Source organism: Polaribacter sp. (assembly GCF_049276715.1).
Taxonomy (GTDB): Bacteria; Bacteroidota; Bacteroidia; order Flavobacteriales; family Flavobacteriaceae; genus Polaribacter.
This window is the reverse complement of sequence record NZ_JBASWY010000030.1, coordinates 31,831-53,516: the sequence shown is the minus strand read 5'-3', so window position 1 is coordinate 53,516 and position 21,686 is coordinate 31,831. Positions and strand designations below refer to the sequence as shown.

20 protein-coding genes and 1 pseudogene are annotated in these 21,686 nt (G+C 29.6%); 11 read left to right on the top strand and 10 right to left on the bottom strand.

The genetic code is table 11. The annotated features are described in order from the left end of the window. Nucleotides 1–137 precede the first annotated feature (137 nt). From WAO74_RS09005 to fahA, 4 genes and pseudogenes are all read right to left on the bottom strand, one after another. Nucleotides 138–278: pseudogene (locus WAO74_RS09005) on the bottom strand (fumarylacetoacetase); the annotation flags it as partial. A gap of 119 nt (nucleotides 279–397) precedes the next feature. Then, nucleotides 398–682 (bottom strand): addiction module antidote protein, encoded by a 285-nt coding sequence (locus tag WAO74_RS09000; protein WP_422161383.1) that lies wholly within the window; start codon nucleotides 680–682, stop codon nucleotides 398–400. A 3-nt stretch (nucleotides 683–685) separates the two neighbouring features. Next, nucleotides 686–985 (bottom strand): type II toxin-antitoxin system RelE/ParE family toxin, encoded by a 300-nt coding sequence (locus tag WAO74_RS08995; protein ID WP_422161381.1) that lies wholly within the window; start codon nucleotides 983–985, stop codon nucleotides 686–688. Nucleotides 986–1,105: 120 nt separating this feature from the next. Continuing rightward, nucleotides 1,106–2,383: a fumarylacetoacetase gene (gene fahA / locus WAO74_RS08990; RefSeq protein WP_422161380.1), complete on the bottom strand. Its 1,278-nt coding sequence runs from the start codon at nucleotides 2,381–2,383 to the stop codon at nucleotides 1,106–1,108. Between the two features lie 197 nt (nucleotides 2,384–2,580). Here fahA and glyA point away from each other — a divergent pair, with 197 nt between their 5' ends. Together glyA and WAO74_RS08980 are read left to right on the top strand one after the other, a co-directional pair. Continuing rightward, on the top strand, nucleotides 2,581–3,855 hold the full coding sequence (gene glyA / locus WAO74_RS08985) for a serine hydroxymethyltransferase (RefSeq protein WP_422161378.1): 1,275 nt from the start codon (nucleotides 2,581–2,583) through the stop codon (nucleotides 3,853–3,855). An 81-nt stretch (nucleotides 3,856–3,936) separates the two neighbouring features. Further along, nucleotides 3,937–5,181 (top strand): cation:proton antiporter, encoded by a 1,245-nt coding sequence (locus WAO74_RS08980; protein ID WP_422161377.1) that lies wholly within the window; start codon nucleotides 3,937–3,939, stop codon nucleotides 5,179–5,181. 169 nt (nucleotides 5,182–5,350) lie between these two features. Here WAO74_RS08980 and WAO74_RS08975 read toward each other — a convergent pair whose 3' ends face one another. Further along, the gene (locus WAO74_RS08975; RefSeq protein WP_422161376.1) at nucleotides 5,351–5,641 is read right to left on the bottom strand and encodes a hypothetical protein; all 291 of its coding nucleotides are present in this window, start codon (nucleotides 5,639–5,641) and stop codon (nucleotides 5,351–5,353) included. 92 nt (nucleotides 5,642–5,733) lie between these two features. Beyond that, a complete protein-coding gene (gene rmuC / locus WAO74_RS08970) occupies nucleotides 5,734–7,002 on the bottom strand; it encodes a DNA recombination protein RmuC (protein ID WP_422161374.1) in 1,269 nt (422 codons plus the stop codon). 164 nt (nucleotides 7,003–7,166) lie between these two features. Between rmuC and WAO74_RS08965 the strand changes: the two genes are divergently transcribed. Beyond that, on the top strand, nucleotides 7,167–7,706 hold the full coding sequence (locus tag WAO74_RS08965) for a 1-acyl-sn-glycerol-3-phosphate acyltransferase (RefSeq protein ID WP_422161372.1): 540 nt from the start codon (nucleotides 7,167–7,169) through the stop codon (nucleotides 7,704–7,706). Between the two features lie 73 nt (nucleotides 7,707–7,779). On the opposite strand, the gene WAO74_RS08960 is transcribed toward WAO74_RS08965, so the two are convergent. Continuing rightward, complete coding sequence (locus tag WAO74_RS08960; protein ID WP_422161370.1) at nucleotides 7,780–8,343, bottom strand: hypothetical protein; 564 nt, start codon at nucleotides 8,341–8,343, stop codon at nucleotides 7,780–7,782. A gap of 18 nt (nucleotides 8,344–8,361) precedes the next feature. Next, entirely contained in the window at nucleotides 8,362–9,405 is a 1,044-nt protein-coding gene (locus WAO74_RS08955; RefSeq protein WP_422161368.1) for a WD40/YVTN/BNR-like repeat-containing protein, read from the bottom strand. A gap of 42 nt (nucleotides 9,406–9,447) precedes the next feature. On the opposite strand from WAO74_RS08955, the gene WAO74_RS08950 reads away from it, so the two are divergent. Both WAO74_RS08950 and WAO74_RS08945 read left to right on the top strand, forming a co-directional pair. Beyond that, entirely contained in the window at nucleotides 9,448–10,431 is a 984-nt protein-coding gene (locus WAO74_RS08950) for a patatin-like phospholipase family protein (protein WP_422161366.1), read from the top strand. A 104-nt stretch (nucleotides 10,432–10,535) separates the two neighbouring features. Then, a complete protein-coding gene (locus tag WAO74_RS08945) occupies nucleotides 10,536–11,294 on the top strand; it encodes a DUF72 domain-containing protein (protein ID WP_422161405.1) in 759 nt (252 codons plus the stop codon). A 60-nt stretch (nucleotides 11,295–11,354) separates the two neighbouring features. On the opposite strand, the gene WAO74_RS08940 is transcribed toward WAO74_RS08945, so the two are convergent. Then, on the bottom strand, nucleotides 11,355–12,818 hold the full coding sequence (locus tag WAO74_RS08940; protein WP_422161364.1) for a S41 family peptidase: 1,464 nt from the start codon (nucleotides 12,816–12,818) through the stop codon (nucleotides 11,355–11,357). Nucleotides 12,819–12,964: 146 nt separating this feature from the next. Between WAO74_RS08940 and WAO74_RS08935 the strand changes: the two genes are divergently transcribed. From WAO74_RS08935 to WAO74_RS08915, 5 genes are all read left to right on the top strand, one after another. Beyond that, entirely contained in the window at nucleotides 12,965–13,474 is a 510-nt protein-coding gene (locus tag WAO74_RS08935; protein WP_422161362.1) for an RNA polymerase sigma factor, read from the top strand. Then, nucleotides 13,461–13,895 carry a hypothetical protein gene (locus WAO74_RS08930; RefSeq protein WP_422161360.1) on the top strand — a complete coding sequence of 145 codons (435 nt, stop codon included), beginning with the start codon at nucleotides 13,461–13,463 and terminating at the stop codon, nucleotides 13,893–13,895. Before WAO74_RS08935 ends, WAO74_RS08930 begins: the two co-directional genes overlap by 14 nt. 39 nt (nucleotides 13,896–13,934) lie before the next feature. Next, on the top strand, nucleotides 13,935–14,453 hold the full coding sequence (locus WAO74_RS08925; RefSeq protein WP_422161359.1) for a DUF4252 domain-containing protein: 519 nt from the start codon (nucleotides 13,935–13,937) through the stop codon (nucleotides 14,451–14,453). Nucleotides 14,454–14,511: 58 nt separating this feature from the next. Continuing rightward, nucleotides 14,512–15,051: a DUF4252 domain-containing protein gene (locus WAO74_RS08920; RefSeq protein ID WP_422161358.1), complete on the top strand. Its 540-nt coding sequence runs from the start codon at nucleotides 14,512–14,514 to the stop codon at nucleotides 15,049–15,051. Between the two features lie 198 nt (nucleotides 15,052–15,249). Then, nucleotides 15,250–17,691, top strand: coding sequence for a M1 family aminopeptidase (locus tag WAO74_RS08915; RefSeq protein WP_422161356.1), 2,442 nt, complete (start codon nucleotides 15,250–15,252; stop codon nucleotides 17,689–17,691). Between the two features lie 296 nt (nucleotides 17,692–17,987). Here WAO74_RS08915 and WAO74_RS08910 read toward each other — a convergent pair whose 3' ends face one another. Further along, nucleotides 17,988–19,439, bottom strand: a complete 1,452-nt coding sequence (locus WAO74_RS08910; RefSeq protein ID WP_422161353.1) for an ATP-binding protein — start codon at nucleotides 19,437–19,439, stop codon at nucleotides 17,988–17,990. Between the two features lie 313 nt (nucleotides 19,440–19,752). Here WAO74_RS08910 and WAO74_RS08905 point away from each other — a divergent pair, with 313 nt between their 5' ends. Beyond that, entirely contained in the window at nucleotides 19,753–21,612 is a 1,860-nt protein-coding gene (locus tag WAO74_RS08905; RefSeq protein ID WP_422161351.1) for a B12-binding domain-containing radical SAM protein, read from the top strand. The last annotated feature ends 74 nt before the right edge of the window (nucleotides 21,613–21,686 follow it).

The window sequence follows — 21,686 nt, the reverse complement described above, 5'->3', positions numbered from 1 at the left end:
TAATAAATTATGATCATAAATTAGCAAGTTCCGATTTTTTATCTAAAAAAACAAACAGGAAAACCCCCTTTTTTTTAAAACAAAAAAACCAAAACTATATAAGTTTTGGTTTATAAATTATCTGAAGGCATTGCCTTCTATTTCGCAGGCAATATTTTACCCAAACATTCTCCAAAACCAATTCGTACTTTATCATTTTTACAATGTGCACGCATAATTACAGTATCATTATCTTCTATAAATTTACTCGTAGTTCCATCTTTTAACGCAATTGGGTTTGTTCTACAAAAAAATCTTTACTAATTAAAACAACAAAATCAGGCAGTTTTAAATTGAGTTTCTCTTTTAGAATCTTATTATTATCTGTAATGTTTATTATCATCTTGTTTAATAAAATTTAAGAAGCTAATGGTTTTACTTGTATCTGACCACCAATAGCTTTTAATACTTTCATAATGGTTGCAAATTGTGGTTTTGCACCTTTAGATAATGCTTTGTATAAACTAGGTCTGCTTAAACCAGACTCTTCAGAAATTTTAGTCATTCCAATAGCTTTTGCAATATGTCCTATTGCAACAATAACATCTGCATTGTCTCCATCTTCTAAAACAGTGTTTAGGTATTCTGCTATCATTTCTTTGCTGTCTAAATAATCAGCAATATCAAATTTTGAAGTTTCCATATTTTATTTATTTAATGTTTTCCAAATCTCTTTGGCTTTATCAATATCTTTTTGTTGCGTAGATTCATCACCTCCAATTAATAAAATTATAATTTTACCTTCTTTTTCTTTAAGGTAAATTCTATAACCTTTTGCAAAATTTATTTTAAGTTCTTTAATTCCATCACCCACAAATTTATAATCACCAAAATGTGCGTCATTTTCTAATTTCTGAATTCTAAAAAGAATTTTAGCTTTTGCTTTAATATCTTTTAGTTTCTTAAACCATTTGTTAAATTCTTGTGTTTTTTCTATAAAGAACATAAAGTGTATCTAATTGAAGACAAATTTAATCTTTTTTATAATAATTTTTTAAAAAAATTGCATAAAAAAACCAAAACTATACAAGTTTTGGTTTAAAAATTATCTGAAGTCATTGCCTTTTTATTTCGCAGGCAATATTTTACCTATACATTCTCCAAAACCAATACGTACTTTATCATTTTTACAATGTGCACGCATAATTACAGTATCATTATCTTCTATAAATTTACGCGTGGTTCCATCTTTTAAAGTAATAGGGTTTTGTCCTTTCCAAGTCAATTCTAACATAGAACCGTAACTGTCTTTTGTTGGGCCAGATATTGTTCCAGAACCCATCATATCTCCAGCTTCTACTGGGCAACCATTTACTGTGTGATGTGCCAATTGCTGAGCCATGGTCCAATACATATATTTAAAATTCGATTTGGAAACTACAGTTTCTTCACCATTTTCTGGCTTTATACCTACTTGTAAATGAATATCGTAACTTCTTTTTCCTTCTTGTTTTAAATAAGGCAAAGGCTCATGAACTTGTTTAGGGTTGGCAACTCTAAAAGGTTCTAAAGCATCTAAAGTCACAATCCAAGGAGAAATTGTAGAAGCAAAGTTCTTACCTAAAAACGGACCTAAAGGCACATATTCCCAAGCTTGAATATCTCTTGCAGACCAATCGTTAAATTGTACCAAACCAAAAATGTATTCTTCTGCTTCTTCTATTGGTATTCTTTCTCCTAAAACATTGGCATCTGTAGTAATAAACGCCATTTCCAATTCGAAATCTAATAATTGTGTTGGGCCAAAACCTGGAGTATTGCTTCCTTCTGCAGGTTTGGTTTGTCCATAAGGTCTTCTAATTTTGGTTCCAGAAGGCACTATAGAAGAACTTCTTCCATGATAACCAACAGGAATATGCAACCAATTTGGCAACAATGCATTCTCTGGATCTCTAAATAAAGAACCTACGTTTGTAGCATGTTCTTTACTCGAGTAGAAATCTGTATAATCGCCAACAGCAACTGGCAACAACATTTCTACTTCATCCATTCTAAAAATAATTTTGTCTTTATGTACTGCATTATCTCTTAAAGAACCATTGGTTACATCAAAAACTTCTGCAATTCTGTTACGAACCAATCTCCATGTTTTTCTACCATCTGCAATAAAATCATTTAAATTATCTTGCAGAAACATATCGTCTGTTAAAGGAATTCCTTCAAAATAGCCCAATTGATGAAACGCCCCTAAATCGATGGCAAAATCTCCAATTCTACTTCCTATAGTAATAATATCATCTCTAGTGATAAAAACTCCAAAAGGAATATTCTGAATTGGGAAATCTGAATTTTCCTTTACTTTTAACCAAGATTTTCTTTTCGGATTATTTGCTGTGATAATCATTCGTGTAAATTTATATTTCCTCAAACCTACATAAATTTTTATCATTTTAAAACAATTATTTAATGAAAAATGTAATTTTAAGATTACTTTAATCTATTAAGAATAAATATTAATAACTTGTTGAAAACATCACAGAAATAGCTTCATTTAGAAATCGTTTTTATTTATTTTTGATGTCTTAATTAATTATACAAATAATGCAGATAGACAATCAAATTTTCGACTTAATTCAGGAGGAAAAAGAAAGACAATTAAATGGTTTAGAGCTCATAGCTTCAGAAAACTTTGTAAGCGATCAAGTAATGCTGGCACAAGGTTCTATTTTAACCAACAAATATGCAGAAGGTTATCCTGGAAAAAGATATTATGGAGGTTGCGAAATTGTAGACATTGTAGAGCAAATTGCTATTGACAGATGTAAAGAATTATTTGGGGCAGAATATGTAAATGTGCAGCCACATTCTGGTTCTCAGGCAAATACTGCTGTTTTTGCAGCGTGTTTAAAACCTGGTGATAAAATATTAGGATTCGATTTATCTCATGGAGGCCATTTAACTCATGGTTCACCTGTAAACTTTTCTGGTAAATTATATGAAACTTCTTTTTATGGAGTTGAAAAAGAGACAGGTGTTTTAAATTATGATAAAATTCAGGAAATCGCTACAGAAGAATTACCAAATTTAATTATTGCTGGTGCTTCTGCGTATTCTAGAGATATCGATTTTAAACGTTTTAGAGAAATTGCAGATTCTGTGGGTGCAATTTTAATGGCAGATATTTCACATCCTGCAGGTTTAATTGCCAAAGGTATTTTAAACGATCCTATTCCTCATTGCCATATTGTAACTTCTACAACGCACAAAACATTGCGTGGACCAAGAGGAGGAATTATTATGGTTGGTAAAGATTTCGAAAATCCGTTTGGAGAAAATTTAAAAAACGGACAACCAAAAATGATGTCTACTTTATTAAATTCTGCTGTTTTTCCTGGAAATCAAGGAGGGCCTTTAGAACATGTAATTGCTGCAAAAGCAATTGCTTTTGGTGAGGCTTTAACAGATGAGTTTTTAGAATATCAAATTCAAGTGAAACTAAATGCAGCAAAAATGGCTGCTGAGTTTGTAGCAAGAGGTTATAATTTAATTTCTGGTGGTACTGATAATCACTGTATGTTAATCGATTTAAGAAATAAAAATATTTCTGGAAAAGATGCAGAAATTGCGCTTGGTAAAGCAGATATTACTGTAAATAAAAATATGGTTCCTTTTGATGATAAATCTCCTTTTGTAACTTCGGGTATTCGTGTTGGAACGCCTGCAATTACAACTCGTGGTTTAAAAGAGCAAGACATGGTTCAAGTAGTTGCTTTTATTGATGAAGCAATACAGAATGCTGCTAATGAAGATAAATTGCATGAAATTGGAGAGCGTGTTTCAGAAATGATGAGCGCAAGAAGATTATTTGTAATGTAATTAATAAATTATTGATAAAAATAGAAGCATCAAGAAAAATCTTGATGCTTTTTTATATCTTTAAATTTGAAACACTTTTTTATGGATACTTATTTTATAGCAACAGTTTTAATATTTCTTTCAGCCGTTTTTGGTTATTTGAATGTAAAGTTTTTAAAAATGCCAAATACCATTGGTTTAATGATTATTACCATCATTTTTACTTTGGGTGTTTTGCTATTCAGTTATTTTGATCCTACTTTATTAAACTTAGAAAAATCCATAATTTCTAGCATCGATTTTAAATCGGTTTTGTTAGATGAAATGTTGAGTTTCCTATTATTTGCAGGCGCTTTACATACCAATTTCGAACAATTAAAAATACAACGTTGGCCAATTTTATTGTTTTCTACTTTAGGGGTTTTAACCTCTACCTTTTTAGTTGGAATTGGCATGTTCTATATATTACAAATTCTTAATTTTAATGTAGATTTTATTTATTGCTTGTTATTTGGAGCTTTAATATCTCCTACAGATCCTATTGCTGTTCTTGGAATTTTAAAAAAAGCAGGAGTTCCTAAAAATTTAGAAACTAAAATTGTTGGGGAATCTTTGTTTAATGATGGAGTAGGAGTTGTCGTTTTTTTAACCATTTTTCAGATTGCAAAAACAGGAATTGACAACACCACCACTTTTGATGTTTTTCAATTATTTGGACAAGAAGTGATTGGTGGAATTGCTTTAGGTGGTTTGTTAGGTTGGGTAACTTACCGACTTTTAAGGTCTATAGACGATTACGATATTGAAGTCATTATAACTTTAGCAGCAGTGATGGGTGGAACTGTAATTGCACATAAATTGCATTTATCTGCACCTTTGGCAATGGTTACTGCTGGTTTAATTGTAGGTAATGATACTGTAAGAGCTACTTCAATGTCTGAAATTACAGAAAAATATGTTGATAAATTTTGGGAATTACTAGATATTCTTTTAAATGCTGTTCTATTCGTTTTAATTGGTATGGAAATGTTGCTTTTAGTTTTCGAAGGTAAATATATTTTGGTTGGCTTAATAGCAATTCCGATTGTTTTAGTGTGCAGATATCTTTCTTTATTTATACCCATTACTATTTTTAAAAATAAATTAAATTTTGTACCAAAAACAAATTTAATTATGACTTGGGGCGGTTTAAGAGGCGGAATTTCTATTGCTTTAGCTTTGGGTTTATCAGCAGAAATGCATCGTGATTTATTTCTAGTAATCACCTATGTAGTTGTTGTTTTCTCGATAATTGTGCAAGGTTTAACTGTTGGCAAACTGGTAAATAAGTATAAACAAGAAGTATAAAAAAAAGCACCAAAATTTAATTTGGTGCTTTTATATTTATTTTAGAGGTTGATTATCAATTTTTAATTTTCTAAGCAATTTTATCTTTAGTTTTACCGAATTTTTCTTGAATTTCTCCCACCATTTTATCTAATTTACCTTTGTTATTAATGATTTTCTGAAATTTCAGTTAGCGAGTTAATTTATCAAGTATGGTTTTCTCAATTGATTTCTGCTTTTCTTTTAATTTCTCAATTTCTTCTAAATTTTTTCCAATTAAAACTTCTCTATGAGTACCTTCTAAAATTCTTGTTTCACTTGTATGAATCGTTTTTGTACCATCTTCATGTTCAGAACCACCTTCCAGTTGTTCTTCATGTTCTTTTAAATTTTGAGCCTCTTTACTTGTATCATAGAGTTTTTCGCTGTTATCATTCAACTTATCCTTGTTGTCTTTTAACTTGTCATTATTATCTTTCATGTTCATTGCTTTTATTTATTACTGTTAAAAATGATTATAACATTAATGTTAAATCTATTTTTAATATAAGCATTTTTTAACTCAAAAGCAAATTAATCTTCGGAAGTTGCTCTGTCTAATAAATTTTGATTGAAGGTTTTAGATGCAGTTGCTCCCAACTCTTTTATCTTTTCTACTTTTCTCACCAAATTCCCTTTACCAGTTAGTTTTTTCATAGAAGAGTCGTAACTACCTTGTACTGTTTTTAATTGATTTCCTACTTTAATTAAATCGTCTGTTAAATTTACAAACTGATCATATAAAGAGCCTGCTTGTTTTGCAATTTCTATAACATTTCTTTTTTGATTTTCTTGTCTCCACATAGAAGATACTGTGCTTAAAGTTGCCAATAATGTGGATGTAGAAACTAATACTACATTTCTGTCTAACGCCTCTAAATAGAGATTATTAACTTTGTTTAAGGCAATTAATAAAGCAGGTTCTATGGGTACAAACATTAACACATAATCTGGAGAATTAATTTCATACAAAGCATCGTATTTTTTTTCTCCTAAATCTTTAAAATGCTTGCGCAAACTTTCTATATGTTTCTTTAAAAACACTTCTTTTTGCAAATCATCTTCAGCACTAAAATAACTTTCGTAAGCGGTTAAAGAAACTTTAGAATCTACAATTAAATGCCTATTATCTGGAAGATTTATAATAAAATCCGGCTTTTTTAAGCGTCCTTCATCATCTCTATAACCACCTTGTGTGGAATAATGTAAGTCCTTGGTTAAATTGGCTTTTTCAAGTAATAATTCTAACTGAGTTTCACCCCAATCACCTTGTGTTTTACTGTCTCCTTTTAAAGCATTTGTAAGGTTTACAGCTTCTTTACTCATTTGTAAATTTAACTCTTTTAAATGCGTAAGTTGCTCTTTTAAAGCAGAATGCATACCTGTACTTTTTTCTTGAGTTTCAGAAACTTTCTTTTCGAAACTCTCTATTTTTTCTTTTAAAGGATTTAAAATATTAGTGATATTTTCTTTATTTTGATGTGTAAATTTTGTGGATTTATCTTCAAAAATTTTATTAGCAAGATTCTCAAATTCTTTGGTAAACTTTTCTTCTAATTTTAAGACTTCTCCTAATTTTTCATCAAAATTTTGTTGCAAATTTTTTAATTCAGAAGTTAAAGTCGATTTTTCTGATATTAAAATCTCTTTATCTTGTTGAATGTTTTTGACATCTTTTTGCAACTCAGTCACAGTGTTTTCAACAATTTCTTTAGATTGTTGCAACAAAGCAACTCGTTCTTCTAAAGTAGATTTCTCTTTTTCTATAAAAGTTTTTGCTTTTTCGAAGTTTAATTTTAACAATAGTTTCGAAATAAAAAAACCTATCAAACTAAAAATCAGTGCTATTAAAAAGTAAATTATCAAATCTGTCATCATTTCAAATTAAGTCCTTAAATTTATAACTTTTATAACCAAAATGAAACTCAAAAATTGAGTTTTAATAAAGATTTATGTAGAAAGGAACAATGAAAAAAATCGCAAGTTTTATTTTATTTACAGTTTTACGTTGGAGGTTGAATGGTGATTTTCCAAAAACACCAAAAAAGTATGTAGTAATTGCAGCCCCTCATACAAGTTGGGTAGATTTTCCGATTGCTATTTTAGCAAGAATGGCTTCTGGAGTTATGATTCATTTTATTGGTAAAGATTCACTTTTTAATGGACCTTTCGGATTTTTCTTTAGAGCTTTGGGTGGCACACCAGTAAATAGAAGTAAGAGCAGTAATTTGGTAGATGCTATTATTAAAATCTTTAACTCGAAAGAAGAGTTCAGATTAGGCTTATCACCAGAAGGAACTCGTAAAAAAGTTATAGAATGGAAAACAGGTTTCTATTACATTGCTAAAGGTGCAAATGTGCCTATTGTAATGGCTACTTTAGATTTTGAGAAAAAACAAATAAAAATTTCTGAACCTTTTTATGCGACCAATGATAAAGAGAAGGATTTCGCTTTTTTAAGAGGTTTTTTCTTGAATATTAAGGGTAAAAACCCTGATTTATCTTGACATTAAAAAATAGCAACTACTAATTTTTTACTAAAAAAAAGATAGCTATTTAATAAGTTGTAAATCCATCATTTTAATTTTTTAATTTGATGTTTTCAATTAATGAAAATGATTTGCAAAATCGTTGATTTACCAAAGAATCTCCAAAAATTTCTGTTTTTATCAGTATAAAATTAGATTCATTTATTTTGATAAAAGTGTTGCAAAATTGATAATTAAAACCTCTTTTTTTACCTTTATAGAGCATATAAATTGATGGTTTGTCTAAAAAGATAAATTCTTTTGATTTTATTTTAATCAAATTATTAGCCAAGTTTTCTTGCTCTTGTTTTAATAAAAAAGTCTCGTCAAAATTTATTCTATTGTTGATGTAAGTTACATCTAATAAAACTGTTTCTGTAAGTTGTTTGGTTGTATCTGCTGCAAATATCGATGATTGCACTTCATCTTGATATAAATTTATTTTCCAATTTTTTGGCAACTCAACTGAAAATAAATTTTTAACATCATCTACAACTTCTACATTATTAAAATTTGATGTTTCACAATTAAAATCATCAGTAATCTTAAATTCTTTTTGACAAGAAAAAAATAGGAGCGAGGCTATTAAAAAAAGAATATAATTATAGTTAGACACAGTTTTTACAGATTAATATTATTCTAAAACCAATTTTCCAATTTTTTCATTTCCACTTAACCAAGCAGTATTTTTATCAACAAATTTAATGGTGTAATAGCTATCTTTAGAAACTTCTTTCCAAGTAGCTCCAGCATCATTAGAAAAAGAAATTCCAGTTTTACCAACTGCAAAAACTTCTTGTCCATTTGTGTTTGGCACAAATTGTACACAGCTTTTATAATTCGGGTTTTTTCCATCAGCAACCAATTTCCAAGTTTTTCCACCATCTTTGGTAATTGCTTTGTTGGCTTTGTTTTCTAAAGGTTTAGAGTAATCTCCACCAATTACAATTCCATTATTTTTATCAACAAAATCCATAGAATAAATTCCTTGAGGACCATTTCCTTGAATAATGGGTGTTTCAAAAATTTGCCAAGTTTGGCCAAAATCTTCCGATTTTAGAATGCGTGCTTTTGTGCCTCCAGAAGCAATCCAAACTGTGCTTCCAATAGTTTTAATATTGGTGTTACTTGCAGCAAAAAAGGCTTCACCTTCTTCAAATTTTGGTAAAAACTCACAAGAAATTTTGTTCCAAGTTTTTCCTGCATCAGCAGTTAAAATAATAGATGCACAATCTTCTGTTGGATCTCCAACTGCAATACCATGAATGTTATCCTCAAAAAACTGAATGGCATCATAAAATACTTTTTCGTTTTTTTCAGAATAAACTAAAGTAGATTCTCCATCAGAAATTTTATACAACAAAGCTGGGTTTCCAATAGAAAGGGCAAAATAATCTTTTCCATTTTTTGCCAAACTTCTAAAATGGGGTATTATGGAATTTTTGTATTTTATAAATAAGGTATTCCAAATAGAGCCATTATCTTTTGTATAACCAATATCTCCATTAGAACCTGCATAAAAAAGGGTGTTCTCATCAATAACATGAATAGCCCTAATGCTTGTGCTATCTTTTTTAAATTCTTTAATTGTTACCGATGAAATATTTCTTGGTAAATAATCATTTTTGCAAGCAACATAAAAAACAATTATGATTATATATAGAAGTATTCTTTGCATTTTTAATATTTTTAACGAAAATAAACAAATCATTTTGAGTTAATGAAAAAAGCGTTGGTAATTTCTGGTGGAGGAAGTAAAGGAGCATTTGCAGGTGGCGTTGCACAATATTTAATGAAAAAAGAAAACAAAGATTACGATTTATTTTTGGGCACTTCTACTGGGAGTTTAATGGTTTCTCATCTAGCTTTGGGAATGTTAGATGAATTAAAAGAATTGTACACCAACGTAAATCAAAAAACTATTTTTAATAACAACCCTTTTAAAATTAAAAGAGTTGCTGGAGAAAAAGTGATAAGTATCAATCATTTTAACGTACTGATTAACTTTATTAAAGGTAGAAAAACATTTGGAGAGAGTAAGAATTTACATAATTTGATAAAGCGAAATATCACCAAAAATATGTATGAAGAAATTGTAAAAAGCCATAAAGAAATTGTGGTTACAGTTTCTAATTTAACTGCCAATCAAATTGAATATAAATCTAGTAATGATTGTACTTACGAAGATTTTTGCGATTGGATTTGGGGTTCTTGTAACTATGTTCCTTTTATGAGTATTCTCGAAAAAGATAGGCAACAATATGCAGATGGTGGTTTTGGATCTTTGGTGCCCATTAGAGAAGCTATTTTAAGAGGGGCCACAGAAATTGATGCCATTATTTTAGAAACCGAAGTTACTCAGTTTAACAGAATACCTTCTAAAAACCCATTTTCTTTGCTTTTTGATGTGTTCGATTTTATGCTTACGCATGTAGAAAGACATAATATTACTATTGGAAAATTAGCAGCAACCAATAAAAATGTAAAGTTAAATTTGTATTACACACCAACAGTTTTAACCACAAATTCTTTGGTTTTTGATCAAGTTATGATGCGAAAATGGTGGAAATCTGGTTTTAATTACGCGAAATCGAAACAGGAAGAATTAATGAGTGAATTTAGACCCGATGTTTTAACAGATCAAGAAATTGACGAGGGTTTGAGCGATGTTTATGATTTAAAATTAAAAATAATAACGAAATGAAATTCGGAAAAGTTGAGAATCCAGAAAAGATAGATTTTTCATTACCAGAAACAAATCCTAAAACGTTTGATATTTTATAGAAAGTTAATCAACCTAAAAAACTAATTTTTTTTGTAGAATCAGCAAAATGGAATAGACTAGATTTAAAAGGATTTTATCCTAAAGGAACAAAAGATGAATTAGAATATTATTCGCAGCAGTTTAATTCTATTGAGTTGAATGATACTTTTTATAGAAATTTTCCTGGGCTTCAATTTGAGAAATGGAAAGAAAAAACTCCAGATGGTTTTAAATTTTTTCCCAAACTAGGTCAGGAAATTAGCCATGGAAAACGTTTAAAAGATGTGGAAGAAGTTGTGAATTCTTATATTGAAAACTTTAGTAACTTGGAAGAAAAATTAGGAACTATTTTTGTACAATTAAATTCAAATTTTAGTCCTAAGAATTTTGAAGTATTGAAATATTTTGCAGAAAGTTGGCCTAAAAATATTCCTTTGGCTATAGAAGCTCGTCATAAAGATTGGTTTGCTTTTAAGAAAAAGAGTCAAAAATTATCACAACTTTTAGAAGATTATAATATTGCCAATGTTTTGGTAGATACTGCTGGCAGAAGAGATATGGTTCACAATAGATTAACAAATAACGAAGCTTTTATAAGGTTTGTAGGTGCAAATCATCCATTAGATTATAACAGGTTAGATGAATGGGTTTTAAAACTAAGAGAATGGGTAAATGCTGGTTTAGAGAATGTTCATTTTTTTATTCATCAAAATGCAGAAAAAGAATCACATTTATTAGCCACTCATTTTATAAAAAATATAAATGCCGAATTTGGTTTAGATATAAAAATTTCGAATCAATAGGAATAAAATCAAACCAATTTATACTAACAAAAAAATCCAGCTTTAGCTGGATTTTTTTAGTTATTTTATTACATCAACAAACATGTCATTACTTGCACGAGTTGCTAATTTTGAGTTGTAAATTTCTTCAGAACCGTTGCTTTTTTGTGTTTGAAATCCTTTTGCACCAGTAGAAATAAAAATTAAGGTTCTATCTAATAATGGGTCTGAACGTTCTCCAAGTATTCCCAAATTGCCATAATTTTCTGATAATTGAATTCCTGGCAAAGTAGTTCCAGGTGCAAATCCTAAAGGTACATTTACATTATCTTTATTAGAAATTTCAAAAACAATAGGCTGCATTGCATAAGTATGATTTGGATTTAAGTTACCTCCAGTTCTTCTAAAGTTGTTATCAGAATCGTATAAAGTGATAGAACCCACTTGTTTTCCAACTGTTTTTGTACCTATTAAATTCACATCAATATAAGAACGTAAAGAATTTATAACCAATTCTGATGCAGAAGCAGTGCTACCAGTTACTATAAAATAAACTCTTGTTAGCCCTAAACTATTAATACTTTCTTGTAAAACTACATTTCCATTGGCATCTGTATTTCTAATTTCATTTGTAAAATTATTTAGAAATATACTTGCAGGATTTGCAGCCATCACTTTCTCATTCCAAACTTGTTGCGAATATAATTGTCCTGTAAATTGTCCAGTAACCATGCCTCCAAGATACGTTGCTGTGTTTACAGAACCACCTCCATTGTAGCGTAAATCGATGATTAAATCGTTGATGTTTTCTCCTTTAAAATTAGCAAATGCTGCATTTAATTGTCCATCAAAATTTGCAGCAAATTGGTTGTATAGTAAATACCCTATTTTTTGTGTGCCATCTGTAATTACTTTAGAGATCGCAACAGGATTTTCTTGCAACTGACTTTTAGATAATGTAATCGCGGTTCCATTTGCTATAGGATTCCCATTATTATAATTTGCAAGACCTATAGTATAGGTTGTATTACTGCCAAAAAGTAAATCACCAAAATTTGTTTCTGTAAGTTGCATATTATTTACAGTAGTAAAGATCATACCTCTTGTAACATTCTCAGTTGAAGCCGAAGAATTAGGAACTACATAACGTACATATCCAAAAATATTGGTAGGATTGTCTCTATATCTCACCAAACCAAACTCCATTCCATTACTCAGATTTATACCTTGAAAAGAATTTTCTAAAGCAATATAATCATCAACAATAACAGAAAAACGATCTTCAGGTCTGTTTAATAAACTTTCAAATAAAATTTCTGGAGTTGCAAAACCAGATAGATAACTATTTAATTCGTTTTGATTGTTAAAGCGTCTATCTTGTAAATCTGAAATATTACCTTGCCATAGATAATAAGCATTTAAACCTTTCCAAACAAAGTCGTGCACTTCTAAATTTGTTGGAATATTATCTTCAGATTTTGAGCAACTTAAAGAGAGAATTAAGGTGCAAAAGAAAACTGCTTTATATAAGTTTTTACGAATCATAAATAATTTTTGTTTTAAACAATAACGCAATTTAATAATAATTGGTATTATTTTTATGGATTTGTAACAAATTAAAATGTTAGTCGTCGTAAATATGTAAACCTGATATAAGAGATGAAAAAATATCAGAAAAACAAATAAGAATAATGAACCAATCAGACTTTTTAAAAGTTGTTTTACCATTTAAAGATAAAGTCTTTAGACTAGCAAAAAGATTGTTAGTTTCTAGAGAGGAAGCAGAAGATGCTACGCAAGAACTTATTTTTAAATTATGGAAAAATAAAGACAAAATTGCTGATTATAATAATGTTGAAGCATTTGCAATGACCATGACAAAAAATTATTGTTATGACAGATTAAAAAGTAAACAAGCAAGTAATTTAACCTTAGTGCACAGTAATTACAAAGAGAAAGAAACGTCTTTAGATAAAAAATTGGAATATCAAGATAGTGTAAACCAAGTACACTTATTGATAGAAAAATTACCAGAACAACAAAAAATAATTATTCAATTAAGAGATATTGAAGAATATGATTTTGATGAAATCTGCAAAATGGTAGATATGAAACCAACAGCAGTAAGAGTAGCTTTATCTAGAGCAAGAAAAACAATAAGAGAAGAATTAATTAAAAAACACAACTATGGAGTTAGCTAACATAGAAAAATTAGTAGAAAAATACTTAAATGCAGAAACTACTTTGCAAGAGGAGGCAGCCTTAAAACACTATTTTAAAGAAGGTTCTGTTGCTCCACACTTACAAGAGTATGCGTATATGTTTAATTATTTTGCGATTACAAAAGATGAAACGTATACAAAAACCATAAAGTTAGAACCTAAAAAATCGAATAAGAGAAACTTTAAATGGTTATCTGTAGCAGCATCAGTAGTGCTTTTATTTAGCGTATTTATTGGTCAACAAGAATACAAAGAATATCAGCAAAGAAAAAAGGCAGAACAAATTTATGCCCAAATAACGAAAGGATTTGAATTGTTGTCTACAAATCTTAAAAAAGGAGAAGATGCAGTAGCACAATTGTATATCCACGAAAACACCGTAAACAGAGCATTAAAATAAACCAAGTAAAAATTAGTAAAACCAAGTAAATTAGAAATTATGAAAAAAATAATAGTATTAGTTGCGTTTGTATTAGCACCAATGTTGTCAAACGCACAATCGATCTTCGATAGTTTAGAAGATATGGATGGAGTAGATATGGTTGTAGTAACCAAAGATGCATTCGAGTTATTAAACAAGTTTAAGCCAAAAAACACGGATGGAAAAGAAAATGAAGTAATGCAAGCTTTTGAAATGATTAACGAGTTAAACGAATTTAAAATGTTTTCTACAAAGAATTTAGACATAGCAACAAAAATGGAAAACATGGTAAATTCAGCAATAAAAAAATCTAATTTAACGCAGTTAATGCGAATTAAAGAAGACGATTCTCGAATTAAAATCTATGTAAAAGCAACTAAAAACAAAGACTACGTGAGCGAAGTTTTAATGTTTATAAAAGGGATAGACAAAAAAACGAAAGGAGTGTCTGAAGCAATGGTGATGTCTTTAACTGGCAACATAGACATTAACAAGATGTCTGAATTTACAGATAAGATTGTAAAAGAAAATCAATAAAAATAAGAGTTCAAAGTCGGGTTTTTAACCTGACTTTGAATTAATTAAAACATATAAAATGAAAAAATTAACCACAATATGCTCTTTGGTGTTTTTAGTACTTTTTGCAAGTTCTTGTAAAAACGAAAAATCTTTACAAAGTTATTTAGTAGATACTAGTGGAAAAGAAGGTTTCTATACAGGAGATTTACCCATAAGCTCTGTACTTTCTGCAAAAGCTGATGTTTCTGATGATGTAAAAGAAACAATGAAAAGTATCAAAAAAATAAACATTGTTTTTTTGCCAAAAACAACAGAAAACACAACAGCTTACGAAACTGAAAAAGCGAAATTAAAAAACATTTTCACAGATAATAATGATTATGTAAATCTAATGTCGATGAAAATGCAAGGCATGAACGTAAAAATTTATTATACAGGAAATACAGATTCTATAGACGAAGTGATCGCTTTTGGTTATGGAGATGAGGCTGGAGTGGGAGTTGCAAGACTTTTAGGAGAAAACATGAATCCTGCAAAAATTATGGAAATGATGAACAGTATGAAAATGGATGGCAGTAGTTTAGAAAGCTTTGCCAAAAACTTTGGCAACAAATAAATTATTTGTTTAAAATTTTTAAGCTGAACATAAAGAATTAAAATCTTTATATTCAGCTTTTTTTTACATTCAAATGAAACTCATCCTTCATTATTCTATTTTTTACCTCAATCAAAACTTCCCAATCATTTTTAACTGCTCATTAACAGCTACTATCATCATATTTATTACTTTTGAGTCTTGAAGAAAATAACCTTTATGAAGTTTCAAAAAATAGTATTTGTTTTATTCGCATTCTTGTCCAACGTTTGTTTTTCGCAAATAACAAGTAGCTATAAACCAGAGAGAGAAAAAATTCACAATTTAGTGCACACAAAGTTAAAAGTAGATTTTAATTTTAGTGATAAAACCATGAATGGTGAAGCTTGGATTACTGCAAAACCTCATTTTTATAGCACAGATAAAATTACATTAGATGCAAATACCATGTTAATTCATGAAGTTTCTCTAAATAATAGAAAACTGACTTATTCTTATGATGATTATGATTTATTGATAAACCTGCCAAAAACTTATCAAAAAGACGAAGAATTTACGGTTTACATCAAATATACAGCACAACCAGAAAAGGTAAAAGACGAAGGTAGCAAAGCAATTACAAGTGCTAAAGGTTTGTATTTTATAAATGCAGATGGTATAGATAAAAATAAACCTACCCAAATTTGGACACAGGGTGAAACAGAAGCCAATTCTGCTTGGTTTCCTACTATTGATGCACCAAATCAGAAAACATCGCAAGAAATTTATATTACGGTTCCTAATAAGTTCGAAACCCTTTCTAATGGAGAATTGGTAAGTCAAACTAAAAACGGAAATCTCAGAACCGATTATTGGAAATTCGATCAAAAACATGCACCTTATTTAGCATTTATGGGCGTTGGCGAATTCGAAATTGTCAAAGATTTTTACAAAAATATTCCTGTAAATTATTATGTAGAAAAAGAATATGCATCGTATGCAAAAGATATTTTTGGCTTAACTCCAGAAATAATTGGCTTTTTCGCTAACAAATTAGGTGTAGAATATCCTTGGAACAAATACAGCCAAATTGTAGTGAGAGATTACGTTTCTGGGGCTATGGAAAACACCACAGCTGTGGTTCATGGAGAACAAGCTTACCAAAAACCAGGACAATTAATTGATGAAAATGTGCAAGAAAATACGATTGCTCACGAAATTTTTCATCATTGGTTTGGCGATTTAGTAACCACAGAAAGTTGGTCTAACATTACTTTAAATGAATCTTTTGCCAATTATGGCGAGTATTTATGGATTGAGTATAAATACGGAAAAACAGCTGCAGAAATGCACTATTTTGAGGAAGTAGAAACCTATAAAAACGGACAGAATGAAACCAAAGATTTGGTTCGTTTTAAATATGATGACAAGGAAGATATGTTCGATTTGGTAAGCTACAATAAAGGTGGAGCCATTTTACATAATTTAAGAAATTATTTAGGTGATGATGCTTTTTTTAAGGGTTTAAACAGATATTTAAACACTTATAAATATAAAACTGCAGAAGTACATCAATTAAGATTAATTTTTGAAGAATTGACAGGTAAAGATCTGAATTGGTTTTTCAACCAATGGTATTTTGGTGCTGGGCATCCTAACATCGAAATTTCTTACGATTACAATACTTTAAGAAAAACAGTTACTGTAAACATCATTCAATTACAAGGAGAAACGTTTCAGTTTCCTTTTGCCATAGATATTTTCGAAGGAAATAAAAGAACCAGACACAATGTTTTTGTGGAGGCAAATGATGCTTCTTTTACATTTCCATATAACAAGCAACCTAGTTTAATTCAGGTAAATGCAGACAATGTTTTAATTTGTACTATTTATGAAAACAAGATTTTAAGTGATTATATTTTTCAGTTAAAAAATGCAGACAATTATGCGCATAGAAGAGAAGCACTGTTGCAAGTTGTAAAAAGGCAAGAAGATAAAGATGCTTTCAATGCAGTTGTAGATGCGTTAAAGGATGAATCCTATAAAATTAGAATGTTGGCTTTGCAGCAAATAGATTTGATTAACAAATCTTCTAAAAAAGATGCCATTAGAAAAATTATGCAAATGGCAAATAACGATTCAAAAACTGTTGTTCAAGCAGAAGCCATAAATACTTTAGGGAAATTAACAGACCCAGAATTAAAATCTATTTTTGCAAAAGGTTTAGAAAGTAAATCGTATTCGGTTTTAGGAAAGTCTTTGGTTTCTATGTATTATGTTGATAAAGAATTGGCTATAAAAAAATCGAAAGAATTACCAGACGAAGTTCGTCAAATTTTAGCAACACCTCTAACACAGATTTTTATCGAAGAAAAAGATGAGTTAGAATTGCCATTTATTGCAAAAACAGTTGTTTCTGGCATGTTTTTAGCAAATGACGATGCTACAAAAGTCTTATATCAAAAAGCGTTTAAACAAATTTCTGAAAGCAATAACTCAGAAGCAATTCAGAATGTAGTTGATGATATGGTTGTAAAAGGGAAAGAGTTCAAAGCCTTTAATTTCGATAAAGTTTGCATAAACTTAATGCGCACAATGATTGACGATCAAAAGAAAGCCAATAAATCGAACAGAGACAGAAATACAGAAATTATTAAAAAAGCAATGGCGAAGTTGTTGTAGATTTTTAAATAATTAGCTAGCGTTCTTGTATAAGAATAGTAGGGCAGTTAAAAAGCACTTTGTCTCGGTTTATTAATGAGCTAAATATAAATATTTCGTGTTTAAATTTCTTTAAATGCTAAATTTTATATTTAGCGGACTTTGTAATTACACAGACTTTGAATTTAACACAAACGCCCTATGTTTTTTATATATTGTTAGCGGTAGTTTATTATTCCATCAAATTAGTTTCGATTGATTATCAGTTATTTATATTTTGTTGTGCTTGTTGATATCAAATAACCATCAAATAAGAATTATGCCCAAAAAGGAATGTATTTTTTATATTTTCTCGAATTACTTTCAGGGTCATCTTCCTTTATAACATTATCGTTTAAGGCTTCTTTGATTATTCTTGAAGCAATTGCTGAATTTTTACTTTCTATTATAAATCGCTCTCTTAATGATTGGTTAGTCATTTTGTCGTTTGAGACATATCTTAAGCAACAATGTTGATAACAAGCTCTTATTTTATCTTTTTTGTCCATTTGATTCAAAGTTTTATAAGAGTACATTATAACTTTAGTATGTTTTTCTTGAATTAAAATATCAGGAGCTGGTAATTGATAAATTTCATTGTAAAAAATAACTTTATCAATTCCACTACCTTTCTCTTCACAAATCCCTAGTCGCCTCATTAAGTCAGCCAATATGTCATTTCTAGATTGGTATTCATCAATAAAACGTTCTGGAGTAATTAGTGGTATTCCTGGGTTTGTAATTTCAATTCTATCAGAAAAAATCTCAACCATAGGAAAACCTTTTTCCTCAAAATCTTGATGGATTATAGCATTTGCCAATAATTCACGAACTGCTATTTCAGGATACATTCTTCTGTCATCTCTAAATGCTTTTCCTATTTCTTCATTTGCCGGTAATTGACTATTAACCCAGTCAATTAATCCTTGATAGCCTGTTACATATCCCTTACCTCCAATTTGTTCTCTTACAGTTTCAATTTTATTATTGTGTTTATATACTATAACTCTAATTGCTTTTCTTTTTAGGTCAGGGAAATCTTCTAGGTTTTTGGCAAATAATATTGCTCCTAAATTTGTTATTGAAAATTTGTTTGACTTTTTATTGATTAATTTTTCTGAAACAAACTTATCAATTACACCTTGTCTATTAGAAGGGTATGGAAGTTTTAATAAGTCAAAATAGGATTGTGTGTCTAATAGAGAAACAACAACATCTGCGTCAATGTTCTCTTTAGCTAATTGAAGTTCAAACTTAATATTATCTTTTCTATTCCAAATTTTAGTTTCTTTGTCTGGGAATTCTTTAAGTAATCTAGTGTAGCTTCCTATTCTAATATATGCTTGGTTAAGAAATTTTACAGGTCTATTAACTGCTGAAGGAATTACGTACATACTAATAAATATACCCTCTGAGTATTCAAATTCGTACGTTTTAAAATCAATTCTTGGGTCAAGTCTTTGGGTTAACCAGTTTTCTAATTCTTCATTACCTTTTGTTGCTGATTTTACTCTAAAAGTAGTTCCTTTAATGTTATGGGTTTTATCCTCTACTCCAAAAATGAGAAATCCGCATGGTTTTTTACTTAAACAAGCACCATTAGCTAATGCAGAAATTCTTTCTCCAATTTCTTCGTTAGAATGAAAGTTTAATTTAAATTCAAGCCATTCGGTTTCCTGCGAATAACTCACAAGCTCTTTTATAAGTGATTTTAGTTCTATTTCTGTCATTTGTCAAATAAGTATCAAATAAGAAAGTGTTGTTAGATAAAGGTTTATCTGTTGTACTGTGCAAAGATACGTTATTTTGTCAAATAAGATTATCGGTGTTAGTTTTTAATTACCGCTAACTTATAACCTGATATAAAATCGTTTCAATGTCTTATATCAATAGTTAGCTAAATTAGTTTTTTTAAAGTAAAAAATCAACAGGAAAAACACCCTTTTTAATAAATTTAAGACTAAAACGAATCTAAAAAAAACCAACTGTTTTTTTTGTAATAGTTTCTATTTCACATAGTATCTTTGTGATTCATCAAATTTTATGTCTGTAAACGTACTTTTAATAACACCACCTTTTACGCAATTAAATACGGCTTATCCTGCAACTGCCTATATTAAAGGGTTTTTAGGCTCTAAAAATGTAAAAGCAACTCAAATGGATTTAAGTATCGAGTTGTTTACAGCCGTTTTTACCAAAGATTTTATATCAGCAATTTTTAAACAAGCTGAAATGTTAGGTAATAACGATTTTCCTTTGGTTAATCAACAAAAAGATGCATACATCAATAAAGTAGATGTTGTCATGAATTATTTGCGTGTGCAAGAAGTAACAGCAGCCTATCAAATTGCACAAAAACACTTTTTACCTCAAGGTCATAGAATCATCAAACTAAAAAATAATTTAACATCAGAATTTGGAACGTTAGGCATTTTAGACAAAGCAAAACATTTGGCAACTTTGTTTGTGGAAGAGTTAGGCGATTTTATAAACGCTAACGTAGATGAGTTTTTCTCGTTTACAAGATATGCAGAACAATTAGGCAGAGCAGCTTCTAGTTTTGATCAAATTGATGAATATTTACAATTCGAAACCACCTTGATAGAAGATGAAATGCTGTATTTGTTGGAAGAACAAATAAAAAAAGATGCTTACGATTTAGTTTGTTTTACCATTCCTTTTCCAGGCAATTTATTTTCTGCTTTAAGATGTGCTCAGTTTCTTAAAACTGAGTTTCCAAATCTTAAAATTGCTTTTGGTGGTGGGTATTGCAACACAGAATTAAGACGATTATCAGATCCAAGAATATTTAATTATATCGATTTTATAACCTTAGATGATGGTGAAGGACCCTTATTAAAAATTACGGATTTTTTAGCCGGAAAAATAGGAGAGGAGCAACTAGAAAGAACGTATATCTGCAAAAATAAAAAGGTTGTTTATATTGATAAAAAACCAAATACAATTTTTCATCATAAAAATTTGCCAGCTCCAAGTTATGTGGGTTTGCCAACTGAAAAATACTTGTCTTTTTTAGATGTGATGAATCCAATGCACAGAATGTGGTCTGATGGAAAATGGAATAAACTCACCATTTCTCATGGATGTTATTGGAAACAATGCTCTTTTTGCGATGTAACTTTAGATTACATTGGCAATTATCAAAACACCACTGCAGATGATTTGGTGAATAAAATTGAGCAATTAATATTGGAAACTGGGATTACAGGTTTTCATTTTGTAGACGAAGCTGCACCACCAAAAATGCTCAGAGCTTTGGCAAACAAATTGATTGAAAGAAAAGTGTTTATTACTTGGTGGACAAACATTCGTTTTGAAAAAACATTCACCCCAGAATTATGTGAATTGTTAGCTAAATCTGGCTGTATAGCTGTAACTGGAGGTTTGGAAGTAGCTTCAGATAGATTGTTAGAAAAGATGAAAAAAGGGGTTACTATAGAACAAGTTGCGAGAGTTACCAAAGCTTTTTCTAATGAAAATATCATGGTTCATGCCTATTTAATGTTCGGTTTCCCAACAGAAACTGCACAAGAAACCATTGATTCTTTAGAAGTTGTGCGTCAATTGTTTAAAAACAGATGCATTCAGTCTGCTTTTTGGCATCAGTTTGCGTGCACGAGTCATAGTCCTGTAGGCAAAAATCCTGATAAGTTTGATATTAAAATTATAGGTCCAAAATTCGAGGGTTTTGCAGAAAATGATTTGTTTCATGAAGACCCAACAGGAGCAGAGCATCATTTATATAGTAAAGGTTTAAACTTGGCTTTAAGCAATTATTTAAATTATAAAGGTTTTGAGATTCCTTTAGATACCTATTTCGATTTTAAAGTGCCAAAAGTTACACTAAAACCTAATTTGATTGCAAGTTTTTTGAAGAGTTAATTATTGCATTTAAAAGTTTCTTTTAATAAGAATTGATGTGGAAATTTGTTAAAAAAATTCATTTAAAATTTTGT